16 protein-coding genes are annotated in these 15,293 nt (G+C 39.6%); 10 read left to right on the forward strand and 6 right to left on the reverse strand.

The genetic code is table 11. The features are described from left to right. Positions 1–26 precede the first annotated feature (26 nt). From BMZ31_RS15340 to BMZ31_RS15380, 9 genes are read left to right on the forward strand one after another with little or no spacing between them, the layout of a single operon-like run. A complete protein-coding gene (locus tag BMZ31_RS15340) occupies positions 27–383 on the forward strand; it encodes a BMC domain-containing protein (RefSeq protein WP_090832793.1) in 357 nt (118 codons plus the stop codon). A gap of 17 nt (positions 384–400) precedes the next feature. After that, positions 401–679, forward strand: a complete 279-nt coding sequence (locus BMZ31_RS15345; protein WP_090832877.1) for a BMC domain-containing protein — start codon at positions 401–403, stop codon at positions 677–679. A gap of 2 nt (positions 680–681) precedes the next feature. Continuing rightward, positions 682–1,407 carry a hypothetical protein gene (locus BMZ31_RS15350; protein WP_090832794.1) on the forward strand — a complete coding sequence of 242 codons (726 nt, stop codon included), beginning with the start codon at positions 682–684 and terminating at the stop codon, positions 1,405–1,407. Between the two features lie 17 nt (positions 1,408–1,424). Continuing rightward, positions 1,425–1,715, forward strand: coding sequence for a EutN/CcmL family microcompartment protein (locus BMZ31_RS15355; protein WP_090832795.1), 291 nt, complete (start codon positions 1,425–1,427; stop codon positions 1,713–1,715). Further along, positions 1,716–3,527, forward strand: coding sequence for an adenine deaminase (gene ade / locus BMZ31_RS15360; RefSeq protein ID WP_090832796.1), 1,812 nt, complete (start codon positions 1,716–1,718; stop codon positions 3,525–3,527). A gap of 12 nt (positions 3,528–3,539) precedes the next feature. Beyond that, positions 3,540–4,223: a cyclase family protein gene (locus tag BMZ31_RS15365; RefSeq protein WP_090832797.1), complete on the forward strand. Its 684-nt coding sequence runs from the start codon at positions 3,540–3,542 to the stop codon at positions 4,221–4,223. Positions 4,224–4,241: 18 nt separating this feature from the next. After that, positions 4,242–4,856 (forward strand): DUF1989 domain-containing protein, encoded by a 615-nt coding sequence (locus BMZ31_RS15370; protein ID WP_090832798.1) that lies wholly within the window; start codon positions 4,242–4,244, stop codon positions 4,854–4,856. Further along, positions 4,849–5,967 (forward strand): M20 family metallopeptidase, encoded by a 1,119-nt coding sequence (locus tag BMZ31_RS15375; RefSeq protein ID WP_090832799.1) that lies wholly within the window; start codon positions 4,849–4,851, stop codon positions 5,965–5,967. Before BMZ31_RS15370 ends, BMZ31_RS15375 begins: the two co-directional genes overlap by 8 nt. Positions 5,968–5,995: 28 nt before the next feature. Next, a complete protein-coding gene (locus tag BMZ31_RS15380) occupies positions 5,996–7,333 on the forward strand; it encodes a 5'-deoxyadenosine deaminase (protein WP_090832800.1) in 1,338 nt (445 codons plus the stop codon). A gap of 386 nt (positions 7,334–7,719) precedes the next feature. Here the strand turns inward: BMZ31_RS15380 and BMZ31_RS15390 are convergent, their stop codons facing one another. Then, a complete protein-coding gene (locus BMZ31_RS15390) occupies positions 7,720–9,015 on the reverse strand; it encodes a nucleobase:cation symporter-2 family protein (protein ID WP_090832801.1) in 1,296 nt (431 codons plus the stop codon). Positions 9,016–9,388: 373 nt separating this feature from the next. Here BMZ31_RS15390 and BMZ31_RS15395 point away from each other — a divergent pair, with 373 nt between their 5' ends. Further along, complete coding sequence (locus BMZ31_RS15395; protein ID WP_090832802.1) at positions 9,389–9,766, forward strand: VOC family protein; 378 nt, start codon at positions 9,389–9,391, stop codon at positions 9,764–9,766. Positions 9,767–9,841: 75 nt separating this feature from the next. Here the strand turns inward: BMZ31_RS15395 and BMZ31_RS15400 are convergent, their stop codons facing one another. The 5 genes from BMZ31_RS15400 to BMZ31_RS15420 all read right to left on the reverse strand — a co-directional run bounded on the left by BMZ31_RS15400 (position 9,842) and on the right by BMZ31_RS15420 (position 15,118). Next, entirely contained in the window at positions 9,842–10,450 is a 609-nt protein-coding gene (locus tag BMZ31_RS15400; RefSeq protein WP_090832803.1) for a hypothetical protein, read from the reverse strand. Between the two features lie 12 nt (positions 10,451–10,462). Continuing rightward, positions 10,463–11,635, reverse strand: coding sequence for a ParM/StbA family protein (locus tag BMZ31_RS15405; protein ID WP_090832804.1), 1,173 nt, complete (start codon positions 11,633–11,635; stop codon positions 10,463–10,465). Between the two features lie 447 nt (positions 11,636–12,082). Then, positions 12,083–13,675: an ATP-binding protein gene (locus tag BMZ31_RS15410; protein ID WP_254778860.1), complete on the reverse strand. Its 1,593-nt coding sequence runs from the start codon at positions 13,673–13,675 to the stop codon at positions 12,083–12,085. A 155-nt stretch (positions 13,676–13,830) separates the two neighbouring features. Continuing rightward, positions 13,831–14,106 carry a hypothetical protein gene (locus tag BMZ31_RS15415; RefSeq protein WP_090832805.1) on the reverse strand — a complete coding sequence of 92 codons (276 nt, stop codon included), beginning with the start codon at positions 14,104–14,106 and terminating at the stop codon, positions 13,831–13,833. 220 nt (positions 14,107–14,326) lie between these two features. Continuing rightward, entirely contained in the window at positions 14,327–15,118 is a 792-nt protein-coding gene (locus BMZ31_RS15420; protein ID WP_090832806.1) for an SDR family NAD(P)-dependent oxidoreductase, read from the reverse strand. Positions 15,119–15,293 lie beyond the last annotated feature (175 nt).

The following is a 15,293-nucleotide window of genomic DNA, read 5'->3' on the forward strand; positions in this document are numbered from 1 at the left end:
TTTAAGGCAAGAAAAGGAGGAAAAAGATGCAGCAAGCACTTGGACTAATTGAAACTGTTGGCTATGCACCTGCAATATCCGCAGCTGATGCAGCCGTTAAAGCAGCAAATGTAGAAATCACCGCGATTGAAAAAATTATTGGAGTACAAGGCGGACTGGGCGTCACCGTCCACTTTAGTGGGGATGTTGCCTCTGTAAAGGCTGCCGTCGAGGCAGGTGAACGTGCCGGCAGATCAGTCGGCAAAGTAGTATCTGCCCACGTCATCCCGCGTGCGCACCAAGAAGTGAGTGAAAAACTGTTAAGCAGATTCAAGCTAAAGACGAAAGAAAGCTCAGAACCGACATCCGATGATCAAACTGATCATCACGATAGTCAAAATTAAAGGGGGACTTATTGATGATGGGTGAAGCATTAGGTTTAGTCGAAACAAAGGGATTAACAGGCGCGATTGAAGCTGCGGATGCAATGGTAAAAGCGGCGAATGTCTCTATTTGTGGTTACGAAAAAATCGGTTTTGGGCTTGTTACCGTAATGGTCCGCGGGGATGTTGGTGCAGTAAAAGCAGCGACGGATGCTGGCGCAGATGCAGCGAATCGTGTTGGAGAGCTTGTTTCTGTTCACGTTATTCCAAGACCACATAGCGAGATTGAAAGAGTTTTATTATCTAAGGGTGAATAATCGTGAATGGGCAAATGCAAAGTGCATTAGTTGAAAACACTTTGCAGGAACTATTGGGAGGTTCAACTGTTCCGGTACCTTCAAAAGTGGTTGCCTATTTAACCTATCATTTTGTTGGGATGAATCAAGCTTTTCAAACCTTACAGCAGCTACGTAAAACTAGAATACGGACCAGGCTTCTTATTGATCCTATCTTGTTTGATTATATGAATAAAAAGGAGATTGTAAAGCTTACCGAAAACGATGATTGGATTTCACTTCAGACGCTTGAACATATGGAGGATTTTGAGCACCTCTTCCTCCCTGTCCTATCTTTTTCGCTCGTTTCGAGCATCATTTCCCTGAATGACCAAAATCCATTCATCCGTTTTCTCTTACAATCTCTTCTCACTGGTAAAAAAGTAAGTGCGCTTTCGATTGGAATTACACCAAATCACTCCATTTGGTTAAATAATGGACTAACTGGAGGTACCCCTCTGCTAAAAAGCACCATGCAAACACAACTCCAAAAGCTAAAAGGGTTTGGTGTTCATCTCATCGAACCAGAGGAGGCACTATCTTATTTTTCCCAGCAGCCTAAATTGAAAAAAAGAGTTTATACGAACAGGGATATTGAGCAGATCGTCCTCTCAAATAAAAAAGAATTCATTATAGACCAACAAACCATTATGACACCTCTAGCGCTAGATTTACTCAAAAAACACCAAATCACTCTAATCCGGAAATAAGGGAGTTGGCTTTTTTTATGCAATTAGGCATTGTAGTGGGACGAGTTACCGCAACAAGAAAAGATCCAAATTTAGTGGGGACAAAACTCTTGATTACGCAACCCATCCAGTTAAACGGAAAAGCTTCTTCCTCTGGTCCTGTGATCGCAGTAGATACAGTCGGTGCAGGTATCGGAGAGAAAGTCATTTATGTAAGCGGCAGTGTGGCAACAAGAGGCATGAGTAAGAAAGAAGCTCCTGTGGATGCAGCGATTATCGGAATCATCGATACACTTGAGTACGAAGAATTAGAAGGAGTGAACCTATAGATGGATGCACTGGCTATTAAAGAAGCGATTCAGTGGCGGAAACTCATTGATACGCTTTTAGATGAAAACCAATTTGCTGACCTTGTGTTAAAGGACGGATTTTTCATCAATGTCATTACAAGAGAAATCTATAAAGCGGACGTAGCGGTTAAGGGTGATTACGTCCTTATGGTCGGAAACTGCGAAGAATTGATAGGTCCAAAAACCAAAGTGGAAAATGTAACCGGAAAATTTGTTTGTCCTGGTTTTATCGACTCCCATATGCACTTCGAAAGCGCGATGCTCACCTGTACAGAATTCTCCAAACTATCGATTCCTACCGGAACGACCACACTGATCGGTGATCCTCACGAAATTGGAAACGTGCTTGGCGTTCATGGCATGCAAGAAATGGTCAAAGAAGCAAAAAATTTGCCAAATCATGTGTTTTTCACGGTTCCATGTGCGGTTCCAGACGCACCAGGCTTAGAGACGTCTGGTTATGATGTCAATGCCAAGGATATGAAGGAACTGTTGAATGATCCGCATGTCCAAGGAATTGGTGAAATCCAAAGCTTCAGCAATATCAAGCCTGTTTACGAGCATGCACAAGAGCAAATCGACGATTTGATTGCATCCGTTTCCTATGCAAAATCCATTGGAAAGACGGTTGAAGGAAATGCACCTGCACTGTTTGGCAAGGAACTAGCCGCCCATATCATCGGTGGAGGCACCCATGTATCCTGTCATGAAACCACAACGAAAGAAGAAACTGTTGAAAAATTACGTTACGGTGTTAGTGTCTTTATTCGAGAGGGCTCATCACAACGAAACATGCCTGAGTGCATTCGAGCTATTACGGAAGAAGGACTAGATTCAAGAAGGGCGATTCTCGTTTCCGATGATATGGTTCCTGAAGACTTACTGAAGCATGGTCATATGAACGATATTGTAAGACGCACCATCGCTCACGGTATGGATCCAGTCGAAGTCATACAAATGGTTACGATTAATCCAGCTACCCATTTTGGTTTTAAAGACCTTGGAATTTTAGCACCAGGTAAACGGGCTGATATCGTGGTCATCAGTGATTTAAATGAAATGACCGTTGCCCAGGTTTATTTAAACGGCAAAAAGGCAGCAGAAAATGGCGAGCTTACGATTGATATCGCACCGTATAAATATCCTGAAAGTGTAAAGAAATCCGTAAAGCGAGCACCAGTCACAGTAGATGATCTTGTCATCCGTGCTGAAGGAAGCCGTGCAAGGGTCCGCTCCATTGTGGCGATCCCTGATCAAAATCTGACAGGTGGACAAGAATTCGATATAAACGTCAGAAACAGTGTCGTCACACCCTGCTTAAAACAGGATGTCCTCCCTATGCTGGTCATCGAGCGCCACGGTCGGACAAACTCCATCGGGAAAACTTTCATCCATGGCTTTAAACTTAAAAGTGGCGCCATTGCTGAAAGTGTTGCCCATGATACACATAACATTATTGTCGCCGGAACGAATTATGAGGATATGGTAACAGCCGTCAATCGTGTCATTGCGATGGATGGTGGAATTGCCATGATTAAAGACGGCAAAGTAGTCGGCGATTTGCCTTTAAGGGTCGGCGGTCTCATTACGGATGAATTGGATGGAAAAGAAGTAAGTGAACGAATTGCCGATTTAACAAGACTCGCAAAAGAAGAGCTTGGTTGCGGCATCCATGTTCCATTTATGCATTTATCATTCTGGTCACTCGTCACAAGCCCTACATGGAAAATCACGGACAAAGGTCTAGTCGATGTAGACAAATTTGAAGTCATCGATACGATCGTTCGTTAAGGAGGGGATCTAATGGGAGTAAGATTAGTAGATTTAACCCAAGAAATCTATCAAGGTATGCCCGTGTTTCCCCTTCATCAGAAAACGATGATTTTCCCAAATATTTCTCATCAACAAAGCAAAGAACAAATCGGCTTTGAATTTGCCACCAACAATCTGATTATTAATGAGCATGGTCCCACACATAGTGATGCCACTTACGAATATGATCCCGCAGGACAATACATCGATGAAATGCCCTTGGAATATTTTTATGGTCCTGCAATTTGCTTGGATGTTTCTACTGTTTCTCCAGATGACTACATTACTCCTCAAGACTTGGAATCTGCCTTAGAAAAGTCTGGACAAGTCATTCAAGAAGGGGACATTGTCTTGCTTTATACGGGCCATTACAACAGGGCATATGGTACTGATGAGTGGCTCACAAGATACACGGGCTTAAATTATGAAGGGGCGAAATGGTTAGCCAAACAAGGAGTCGTCAATATCGGCATCGATGCTCCTGCCATCGATAATCCTATCGATCCACTGTTTTCTGGCCATCTCATTTGTAAGGAATATAAGATGACCAATACAGAAAATCTTTGCAACCTGGACCAGGTGGCAGGCAAGAAATTCTTATACTTTGGCTTACCCCTCCGCATCCGCAATGGGACAGGTTCTCCCATTCGAGCGGTTGCCGTTTTTATAGATTAATAGCAGGAGGTTCCAGATATGACTTGGAAAGTTCGAGAAGAAATTATTATCCCTCCATACGAAGGTCGAAGCACACATCTGAAAGCCGGAGAAGAACTGATTATTATTGATACAGATGGAAAACAAGTGGGGGATTTCATTTGCTTTAATCTCCATGATCCATCAGAACATGTCTCCCCTGTTCATATGCGCGCCTCTTTAAGCAGTATTCGCTTAAAGGTTGGAGATTATCTTTATAGCAATCGGCGGAGACCTCTAATGCAGCTCGTTCACGATACAGTTGGACGACACGATTTCTTCTTTCCCGCTTGTGACTATTACCGCTATAAAATGGATTTCAACGACGAAAACCATCCAAACTGCCATGATAATCTAATGCGTGCATTAGAAAAATACGAGTTCAAACCTGAACATTTACCAGATCCTATCAACTGGTTTATGTATAACAAGCTAGATTCGTTTGGCGACTATGAAATTAACGAACCACTTTCAAAGCCAGGTGATTACGTAAAATTAAAGGCATTGGAGGATTGCCTAGTCGCTCTTTCCTCATGTTCTCAAGATATGGCTCCTGTTAACGGCTGGAAAGTTACACCTTTAAAAATGCAAGTCATTGGAGAAACCCATGAATGAGACCCAGTTTCTTCAACAATTAATCCAGATCGATAGTATTAATCCCCCGGGAAATGAATCAAGAATGGCTAACTTTTTAGCAAAGCGCTGCGAGGCGATTGGGATGCCTTTTGAAATCCAAAGGGTCGATAACGGACGAAGCAATTTTCTTCTTCAAATTAAAGGAAAAACTCCAAAAAAGCTTTTCTTCTGTGGTCATATGGATACAGTCTCACCTGGTGAAATGCAGTGGGAATATCCGCCTCTATCTGGAGAAATCGTGGGAAATAGGATGTATGGCCGAGGGGCATCGGATATGAAAAGCGGACTTGCCGCGATGTACCTGGCCATAGAATCTATTTTCTTGGAAAATATCATCCCACATCATACGCTTGTCTTTTTGGCAACGGCTGGTGAAGAGGTCGATAGCTGCGGAGCAAGGGTTTTCTTAGAGTCTCACCAGTTAGCAGATGTGGAAGCGATGATTATCGGAGAGCCCACAAACGGAAAAGTAGTAATCGGACATAAAGGTGCCCTGTGGTTAGACATTACTACATATGGAAAAACAGCTCATGGTTCCATGCCTGACAAGGGTATCAACGCGATTGAAAAAATGACCAAGGTCATTCAACTAATAGAAAAATTGAAGTTGGAGTGGATCTATACAACTGAAACATTAGGAAAAAGCAGCATGGCTGTTACAACCATCCAAGGGGGAGTTCAAACGAACGTCATCCCAGATTCTTGCAGCATCACGGTCGACATTCGAACTGTCCCTCCTCAATCTCATCAAGATATTTTTGAAAAACTAACGCTTCACTTAAAACAATTAAGTCAAAACGAACCGAACTTCTCTTTCGATTTGAAAAAAAGGCTCGATCGTCCCTCTATTTTTACAGACAAAAAAAGCAGCATTATTCAAAAAGCATTGAAATTAAATAACTTTAAGAACGAAGAGTGCTACGGTGTTTCCTATTACACGGACGCTGCGGTACTAAATCCGAATAGTTCTATCCCGACTTTGATTTATGGGCCAGGCGATGAATCCCTTGCCCATCAGCCAAATGAGTGGGTAGACATTGATGCCTATCAAAAATCGATTGAATTCTATCGTAAACTCATGCTCGAATAGTCAAAATTCCATTTAAGGGTGGACTGTTATGACATCTATTTTAATTAAAAATGCAGAAATCATTACCATGAATCAAAAAGAAGAAATCATTCATGGTGATTTATATATTGAAAACGACGTTATCGTTGCCATTGGAGAGAATTTATCCTATCCTGCAGATAAAATCATCGACGGAACGAATCGAACCGTCATTCCTGGTTTTATCCAAACGCATATTCATTTGTGTCAAACCTTGTTTCGTGGTCAAGCGGATGATCTCGAGCTGTTAGACTGGTTAAAAAAGAAGGTATGGCCTTTAGAAGCGGCCCATGATGAAGAATCATCCTACTACTCAGCCATGCTCGGCATCGGAGAATTAATCCAAAGCGGAACGACAACCGTCGTAGATATGGAAACTGTTCACCATACTGATAACGCATTTCAAGCGATTTATGAAAGTGGCATTCGCGCCTTGGCTGGAAAAGTCATGATGGATAAAGGGGAAGAAGTACCGCTTCTTCTTCGCGAGAACACGAACCAGTCCATTCAACAGAGCGTTGATTTATTGGAAAAGTGGAATGGTCGCGATCACGGTCGCATCCAGTATGCTTTTTGCCCTCGATTCGTTGTCTCCTGTACAGAGGAACTGTTAGTACAGGTTCGTGACCTTTCGAAAAATTATCATGTTAAGGTTCATACTCATGCTTCTGAGAACAAAGGGGAAATTGATCTCGTTGAGATGGAAAAAGGCATGCGCAACGTTGTCTACCTTGATCATATCGGCTTAGCCAATGAAAATCTGATCCTTGCACATTGTGTATGGTTGGATAAAGAAGAAAAGCGGATCATCAAGGAAAGAGGCGTAAAAGTCAGTCATTGCCCTGGCTCCAACTTAAAGCTAGCCTCTGGCATTGCAGATATTCCTGATCTATTAGATTTAGACGCATTTGTTAGCTTAGGAGCAGACGGTGCTCCCTGCAATAACAATTTAGATATGTTTAATGAAATGCGTCTGGCAGCCATTATTCAGAAGCCTATGCACGGTCCAACTTGCATGAATGCCAAAACTATTTTTAAAATGGCCACAATTGGTGGTGCAAAAGCCGTTGGAATGGAAGACCAGATAGGAAGCCTTGAAGTTGGCAAGAAAGCAGATGTGGTCATTCTCAATCTCAATGATTTCCATCTCTACCCTTCCAGCGAAGTCGATACCATCTCCAGGATTGTCTATTCTGCTACCAGAGCCGATGTAGAAACGACTATTATCAATGGTAAAATTGTCGTGGAAAACAGGATTGTCAAAACGATAGATAAGCAGATCGTTTTAAAAGAAGTGAATAAATCCATCAAGCGATTGTTGAAAAGAATTCCGTCTATTGCTTATTAATAGGCTTTTTCCGCAAACTTTGTTGCTGTTTATGGGGAGGTTGATTTCCATTCCAGGATGCTCGCTTTCCGCGGGGCGGGCAGTGAGCCTCCTCGGCGCAACGGCGCCTGTGGGGTCTCACCTGTCCCGCTGCTCCCGCAGGAGTCTCGCACCTTCCGCTCCAATCAACTTCTTCATTAATGTTTTCTTTCTCAAAACTTTTGTTAAAACACCATTGTTTAGAAAAGAGCCTTTTAATAAATCAGAAATCAAGTAATGGGCTCTCAACAGGGTCCATTTTCTTTTGCTTTGTACATTCCATGAGCAAAAAAATACACCCCACCTGCTATATAGATTTTCTATACAACAAAGGAGTGTGTTTTGAGGATTCAATTCTTTTATATGATCTAGGCGGTCACTTTTTCTTTATCTCCGACTGCTTTTGGTTTTACGTTAAAGACAATATTCAAGAATATAGCCGTTAAACTTCCAACTACAATTCCATTATCCGTTAAGATCCTCACGCTTTCTGGCATTTGTGCAAAAATCCCAGGAACAGCCGTAACCCCTAAGCCCATTCCTACTGCACAGGCAACAATGAGCAGATTCTCCTGAGAAGAGAAGTCTACCTTGCCGAGCATTTTAATTCCGTATGCTACTACCATACCAAACATGGCAATCATGGCACCACCAAGAACTGGAGAAGGAATGATTGTAGTCAATGCACCGATTTTTGGTACAAGTCCGAGAATGACAAGGAAAGCACCCGCAGTATAAATAACATTCTTTCCTTTGACACCTGATAATTGTACTAATCCAACGTTTTGAGAGTAAGTGGTGTATGGAAATGCATTAAAGATTGCTCCTAAAACGATAGCCAATCCCTCTGCTCGATATCCATTTGCTAAGTCTTTTTCATCTACTTTCTTGCCTACAATATCCGAAAGGGCGAAGTAAACACCTGTAGATTCCACTAGGCTGACGATCGCAACTAGAATCATAGTAAGAATGGCTGCTAATTCAAAAGTAGGCGTACCGAAGTAAAAAGGCTGTGGCATATGAAACCATGATGCTTCGCCAACTGCACCAAAATCGACCTTGCCCATGAAGGAAGACACAATAGTACCTCCAACTAGCCCAAGAAGTATTGCAACCGAACGCACAAATCCCTTAAAGAATCTAAAAAGTAATAGAATGAAAACCAAAGTTCCGAAGGCAAGAGAAATATTTTCCACTGACCCAAAATCAGGACTTCCTACACCACCTGCCATGTTATTCATCGCAACAGGGATTAGAGTAATACCGATTACACTAACGACCGATCCCGTAACGACAGGCGGAAAGAATTTTACGAGCATTCCAAAGTATTTAGCCACGAGAACAACAAAAATTCCCGACACCAGAATGGACCCGTAAATAGCTGATATACCGTACTGGCCACCAATGGCTATCATAGGTCCAACCGCAGTGAATGTACATCCTAGAACAACCGGAAGACCAATCCCAAAGAAACGATTCCGCCACACTTGCAGTAATGTTGCAATCCCACACATCAGAATATCAATCGATACTAAATAGGTTAGTTGTTCTACAGATAATTTAAGAGCACCACCGACAATTAAAGGAACAATCACCGCACCAGCGTACATCGCTAATACATGTTGTATACCTAAGGAAGCTGTCTTCAATGAGTTTTGATTCATTTGCCATTTCCACCTTCCGTTTAGAAAATGAATTCATGTTTTCCCAATGAAAGCGACTGAACCTAACCTAAATTTTTCTCCTTTCTTACGAGGACTTATGAAATTCCATTCAAATACAAATTGTTAAGTAATCTTACCCTACCAACATTGAGAAAATTTCCGAGAAAATACTTTGTCCTACGCTTTCAGTTATATGAGTGTAATCCAAGCTTCATTCATATTGTTTTTTAAAAATTCCGAAAACAAACAAGGTATTAGTAATAAACTATTTTTAGATTCTACTATTTTCGTATTATGTAGTTCTTCCAATAAAAGGTATAATTAGCTTATCTTTAAAGAAATGCTGAATTGATATTTGAAAGGAGAAATTGAATTGGAGACTAACTTAATAAAACAAGTCGGACAAATTGGGGTACCAGTTAAAAATCTAGAAAAGGCCATACATTTTTATAAAGAAAAACTTGGCCTTTCCCTTCTTTTTAATACAGATAGGATGGCGTTCTTTGAATGCAACGGTCTAAGGCTGCTTTTAAGCCTGCCAGAAAAAGAAGAATTCGCTCACTCTAGCTCAGTCATTTATTTTCAAGTTGAAGATATAAAGAAAGCATATGACGATCTTTTAGATAAAGATGTAACATTTATAGATGAACCGCATGTGGTAGCCAAAATGGGGCAAACCGAGACATGGATGACGTTTTTTAAAGATAGCGAAGATAATACCCACGCTCTGTTGAGCGAAGTACAAGTCTAACGGAAGTAGAAAGAGACCGTTTTTTTGAACGGCCACTTTCTTTATATAATCTATTAGTATCTTACTTATTAAAGCCTACTTGTTCATACTCGCAAGGAAGTCGCCTAATAGGCTATCCAGTTCATTTTCCTTTTCAACATGATCTTCCTTGATGAAAGGCTCATCTTTCTTTGCAGTTTCCCAGTCAAATGAATCAAGGTCATCATCCAAATCATCTATTTCCTTAGCAGCCGCTGTGTCTTCAAAAGAATCTAGGAAGCTATCATCGCTTACTATTTCAACTGGTTGTTCATTCACCGCTGGTTCTTCTTGCAAGTAAAGGGCTTCGTCGATATTCACTGACTTGCTGTTTAGTGAAGCAAGCAATGTCGTCGCTCGAATCGGGTCCGTTAAGAGCTGGTAAATGATACTTCCTAGCAAAGCTTCCGAATGCTCGTGCTTTAACCAATCTCTCTGTGACTTGCTTAATTTATGGGGGAGGGGAATCGTAATGGTTTCCCTCTCCCTTGAAGAGGAATGACTAACACCTTGCATGACAAATTCGGCAATCTTACTTGAAAAATTCCTTCTTTCAGATTCCTTTAGCTTTTGTAAATGCTTCAATAAGTGATCAGGCGTATCAGAAGGAACGCGAAAGGAAATGGCTTGACCCCTCTTAATTTCATTTGCGGCTGATTTTTTCATATCATCACCTTATTATTTCTTTACCGGTTCTTGGGTCACCTTCGGCTTTTCCGTTTTCCTTACAAAATCGGTAATAAGCTTATAATAAGCATTTGCCATCATCCAAATGCTCTCTTTTTCGTCTTCAAAAAATTCAATATTATAGCCATCTAAATTATTATTTAAGGTTTTAATATATTCCTTCAATACGTTAGCCCCGCCACCCACAAAATAGCAGATTTCTGTCTGTGAGTTCTTCTGCCAAACGTTACGTAGTAAGCGATATTGTTTTTTTGCTAATTCTAGCAAGATGCGATCGGTAATATCATGAACGCTTGTCCGACTACCTTTAACCATAATATGATTACGGTCATTTTTCCTTGTAATGATTTCTACAACATCACGGCGGCTGTCTAATTCAACACCATGCTTCGATCTAATTTCTTCTCTTATCGCCTCTAATGATTCAGATACGCCTAGATTAAACCCTTGAGCCTTATCATCATCAACGTTACGGTCCTTAATGACAGCTATATCTGTAGATAAACCGCCAATATCCTGAATCAATATTCTCTTATCAATCAGATCCTTGTTTATGATTTTCAAATCATTGTCCATCACAAGATTGATATAGGCTGCAAATCCTTCAGGATAGATCTTTACTTCATTGAACTTAATATTTACTTTTAATCCTTGATATTTCGGTGTAACGAGGAATTCCACTTGATGGACAGAACCTACCAATTTAGAGCGATAACCAGAATCCTTCCCTTCCTTTACTTCACGAAGAGGAAGTCCAGTACCTAAAGTATAGTTCGCATCAATCACATTCTTCACTCGTGGGAAAAGGTGTGAGTTTTCTTCTTTAACAGCATCCAAGGCCAAAGTGGCAAAAAGCATTACCAAAGTTTGGTCTTCTTCCGATTTATCGCCACCGGGATCTAATTCAGTTGCATTGTTGCTCTTCGTTGCTAAATGACCTACACGGTATATGACGTTATTATCTTTTAAAGCAGGGGAGTGTACTTTTATATGAATCCCATCAAGAGGATTCTTATTGTTCAATTCTTCAATTCCAATTACAGGTCGATCTTCCGTATCTCTTGCAACAATGTTAGGAATACTTATTTCGTAATCTAATTCCCCGAAAATAGCCTTAATCGAGTCATTGCCAACATCTACTGCTGCGATTCTAGAGTTAGACATAAATAAATCATCCCTTTTCATTTAATAGATTTCGTTTTGTTTAGAAGTTATGTATGTGTGTCTCTATTAAAGGTTATAAGAGATTTCCTGTTTCTTCAATGAACCTGGGCGAAAAGAAATATATCTGTAATCCTGTAAACAGCTTGTAAACTAAGGTTCTTTGTAAACATTTTCTGTAAACAGCCATTTCAAAATGGTATACATCGCGTCATTTCAACTTGTATACGTTTTTGTATACATGTAAACGCACTTGTACACGTCGCGTTTACTATATGTAAACATGTATACACTTTCTGTAAACTGTAATCTTTTTTTATTTCCGTTACTTCTTGTTCCCAATTTTTATTGAAAGGTATATTTATTTTAGATGTTTAACAGCACCTAATACTAAAGAAAAGCCAGAGAAATCATTCCCTGGCTTTGTTGTCTATTAACACATACTTTTTATTACTTCGGTAACCAAATGGTAAAAGTTGAGCCTTTACCTTTTTCACTTTCAACTTTTATTCTTCCTTTGTGGGATTCAATAATATCAAAACTCATTGGTAAGCCAAGTCCCAAGCCATTCTCCTTAGTAGAAAAGAAAGGCGTAGTTAGGTTTTCAATTGTACTTTTGTCCATTCCCATTCCATTGTCTTCAATGATTATCTCAATCCCGTTATCCATTTCACTAGGATGTACCGAAATGAATATTTGACCATTGCAATGCATGGCATCAAAAGCGTTCTGTAATATATTAATCAATACTTGCTTTATCTTATCTCTATCAATATTTGCCTCGCATTGATACGATAAATCATATTCAATCTGTATATCTTTATTAGAAATCTGGCTTTCCATTAAAGTAACAATATCTTTAATCAGTTCATTAATAGAAGTATGAGCTTTGGAAATTCCAGATTGATCAGGTTTTGCCATTAAAACAAATTGTTGCACAAGATTTTTTATTCTCTCTAATTCACTGAAAATAATCCTAAAATACTCTTCTTGCTTTTGATTATTTGCTTTTGAATTTCTTTTAACTAGTTTCAATAAACCCATGATAGATGTAAGCGGATTGCGGATTTCATGTGCTAGTCCAGCGCTTATTTTCCCTATTGCTGAAAGCTTTTCACTCGCCATTACTTGCTTTTCTAAACGTAATCTATCAGTAATATCTCTAAACTGGCCAAATGCACCAAGGATCTGATTGGACTTATTATAAATAGGGAAAGCGTCAAATAAAAAAATTTTGTCGGAGATATTTATTTCAATATCTTCATACTTTCTATTTCCCCTTAAACTATTAATCATGTATGTTCCGATTATATTTACCGAAGTTATGGGACTATTAAGGATGTCTTCTTTTTTAAAGGCAAGAACTTTCTCAGCAAACGGGTTCACTTCAATAATCATTCCATCTTCATTTGTAATGATGATCCCATTTCTACTGTTTTCCATCAGCACTTGATTGAGAATTAACAATTCCTTATTCTGCTTTTTAACTCCAACTTCTCGTTCAATTGAATCAACAGCTGATTGAAGTAGTCCAACATGAAAAGAGCTTGCATCTTGAGCGGTCATCATTACTGAAATCGTCCCGCTCATTTGACCCGAATAATAGAATGGCACAGAGAAACAAGCACTTTGATGCAAACAGTGATGGTAATGATCAGCTCCGCTAATGAGAACAGGCTGTTCCAATTCTAAAGCAATTGCAATACTATTCGTTCCAACCTCTTCTTCCTTCAATTTGACTCCAAGAGATAAGCCTAAGGATTCCACTTGTCTCTTAACTATCTCATCCCCGTACATTTCTAAGATATAACCTTCATGATCTGTGATGACGATTAGAACAGGCGTGTCTTTTAATTCGGATATTAACTTCGTCATAAACTTCCTTGCCACTGAAACTAAGTCACCTAGACGGTTCTTTCTTTCCTCTAAAATACTTTTATTAATACATACTTTGGGACCAGTAAAATGATCAGGAAGCATTTTATATTCTTTTAAACATCTCTGGTGAGAACTATAAATATATTCAACTACTGTTTTTATCATCGTTTAATCCCTCAGTTTAATATATCTTGTGCATGGTCTTAATAACCATTTTTTCACTTTTAAACAAGACTTTTTACCTATGATTTATAAAAATAAATAATTATCAATAATTTTAAATCAAAATGTAAAGATTGTATATTCTTAAATAATTCATACTAAATGAAGACCATAAAAACTATGAAGGAAATGATCCACAAACACGGCATTAAATTAATGATGACTGCAAATCGTCTTTTCTTTAATCGGAAGATCCAGGCTAGAATGGATCCGATGACCACGGCAACGGGATATAGAGATATTACTAATACAAAGGAAACATTATTTACATTTACACCACTGTCAAAGCTCATAAACGAAAGTCCCCAAATGACAAACCACGGAAACAACGAAATTAAATATAAGATTTGAGTGATAATGAGATACGGTTTCATACATTCCTCCTCAAGATGATGTTTAAACCAAAATACATTCATCTGAATAATAATTTAATTATATGAGTTGAACGTATGAATATTTATTATTTACGAAACTTTCCAATTAGGTCTTTCTGCTTATAAACAAAACCGAACCCTTATTTGGCAAAATAAAAACCGTATCTTTTTTAGATACGGTTTTTAGCTGCATTTAGTTTGTTCAACATATTATTCAAATTTATAACGATCGAATGATACCTCCTTCTACCCTTTGAGCAGTACCGTTTATTGCAGAAGCTTTCTTGGATGCAATGAATACAACCGTGTCTGCCACTTCTTCCACAGTTGCAAAGCGCTGGATCAATGAGGTTGGCTCATTTTTTTTGAAATAGTTCGCCGTGAAATATTCCAATTCCTCGTTTTCGGCTTTCGCAGCACCTTCCATGTAACTCTCTACACCTTCTGTCCATGTTGGCCCCGGCAACACACTATTTACCGTTACGTCTGTTCCTTTTGTAAGTTCAGCCAATCCTCTAGAAAGGCTAATAAGGGCCGTTTTAGTAACCGAATAAGGAATCATTTGAGGAAGTGGCTTTAAACCGGCTTCACTAGCAATGTTGATAATACGGCCAAAATTCCTTTCAAGCATTTCCGGCAAGAAAAAGCGCGATAATCTAACAGCACTCAGCACATTAACGTTAAAATAATTCATCCACTCCTCATCAGTGACAGCCTCAAAGTCTTTCACTTCAAAGACACCCATATTATTTACAAGTACATCTACATCTCCATACTCTTTTACCTTAAGAAGGAACTCCTTTGTTTGTGAAGCATCCGTTACATCAGCAGCAATTCCATAAACCATTCCAAAAGCTGATAACTCATTGACAGTTTCATCAACGCGACTTTGGGATCGACCGTTAATAATCACCTTTGCGCCTTCTTGTAAGAAAGACTTTGCAATTCCTTTTCCTATCCCCGATGTTGACCCTGTCACGACTACTAATTTATTTTCAAGTTGTAAGTTCATTTCACTCAACCTCTCTTTTAAATAGACTGTTTTCGTATACTTTGTTGCTATTTAATAGATTTTCCGCTCCAGGATGCTCGCTTTCCGTGGGGCGGGCGGTGAGCCTCCAAGGCGCATTCGCTCCTGCGGGGTCTCACCTGTCCCGCTACTCCCACAGGAGTCTCGCACCTTCCGC

This window comes from Bacillus sp. cl95 (genome assembly GCF_900115925.1).
Classification (GTDB): domain Bacteria; phylum Bacillota; class Bacilli; order Bacillales; family Cytobacillaceae; genus Neobacillus_A.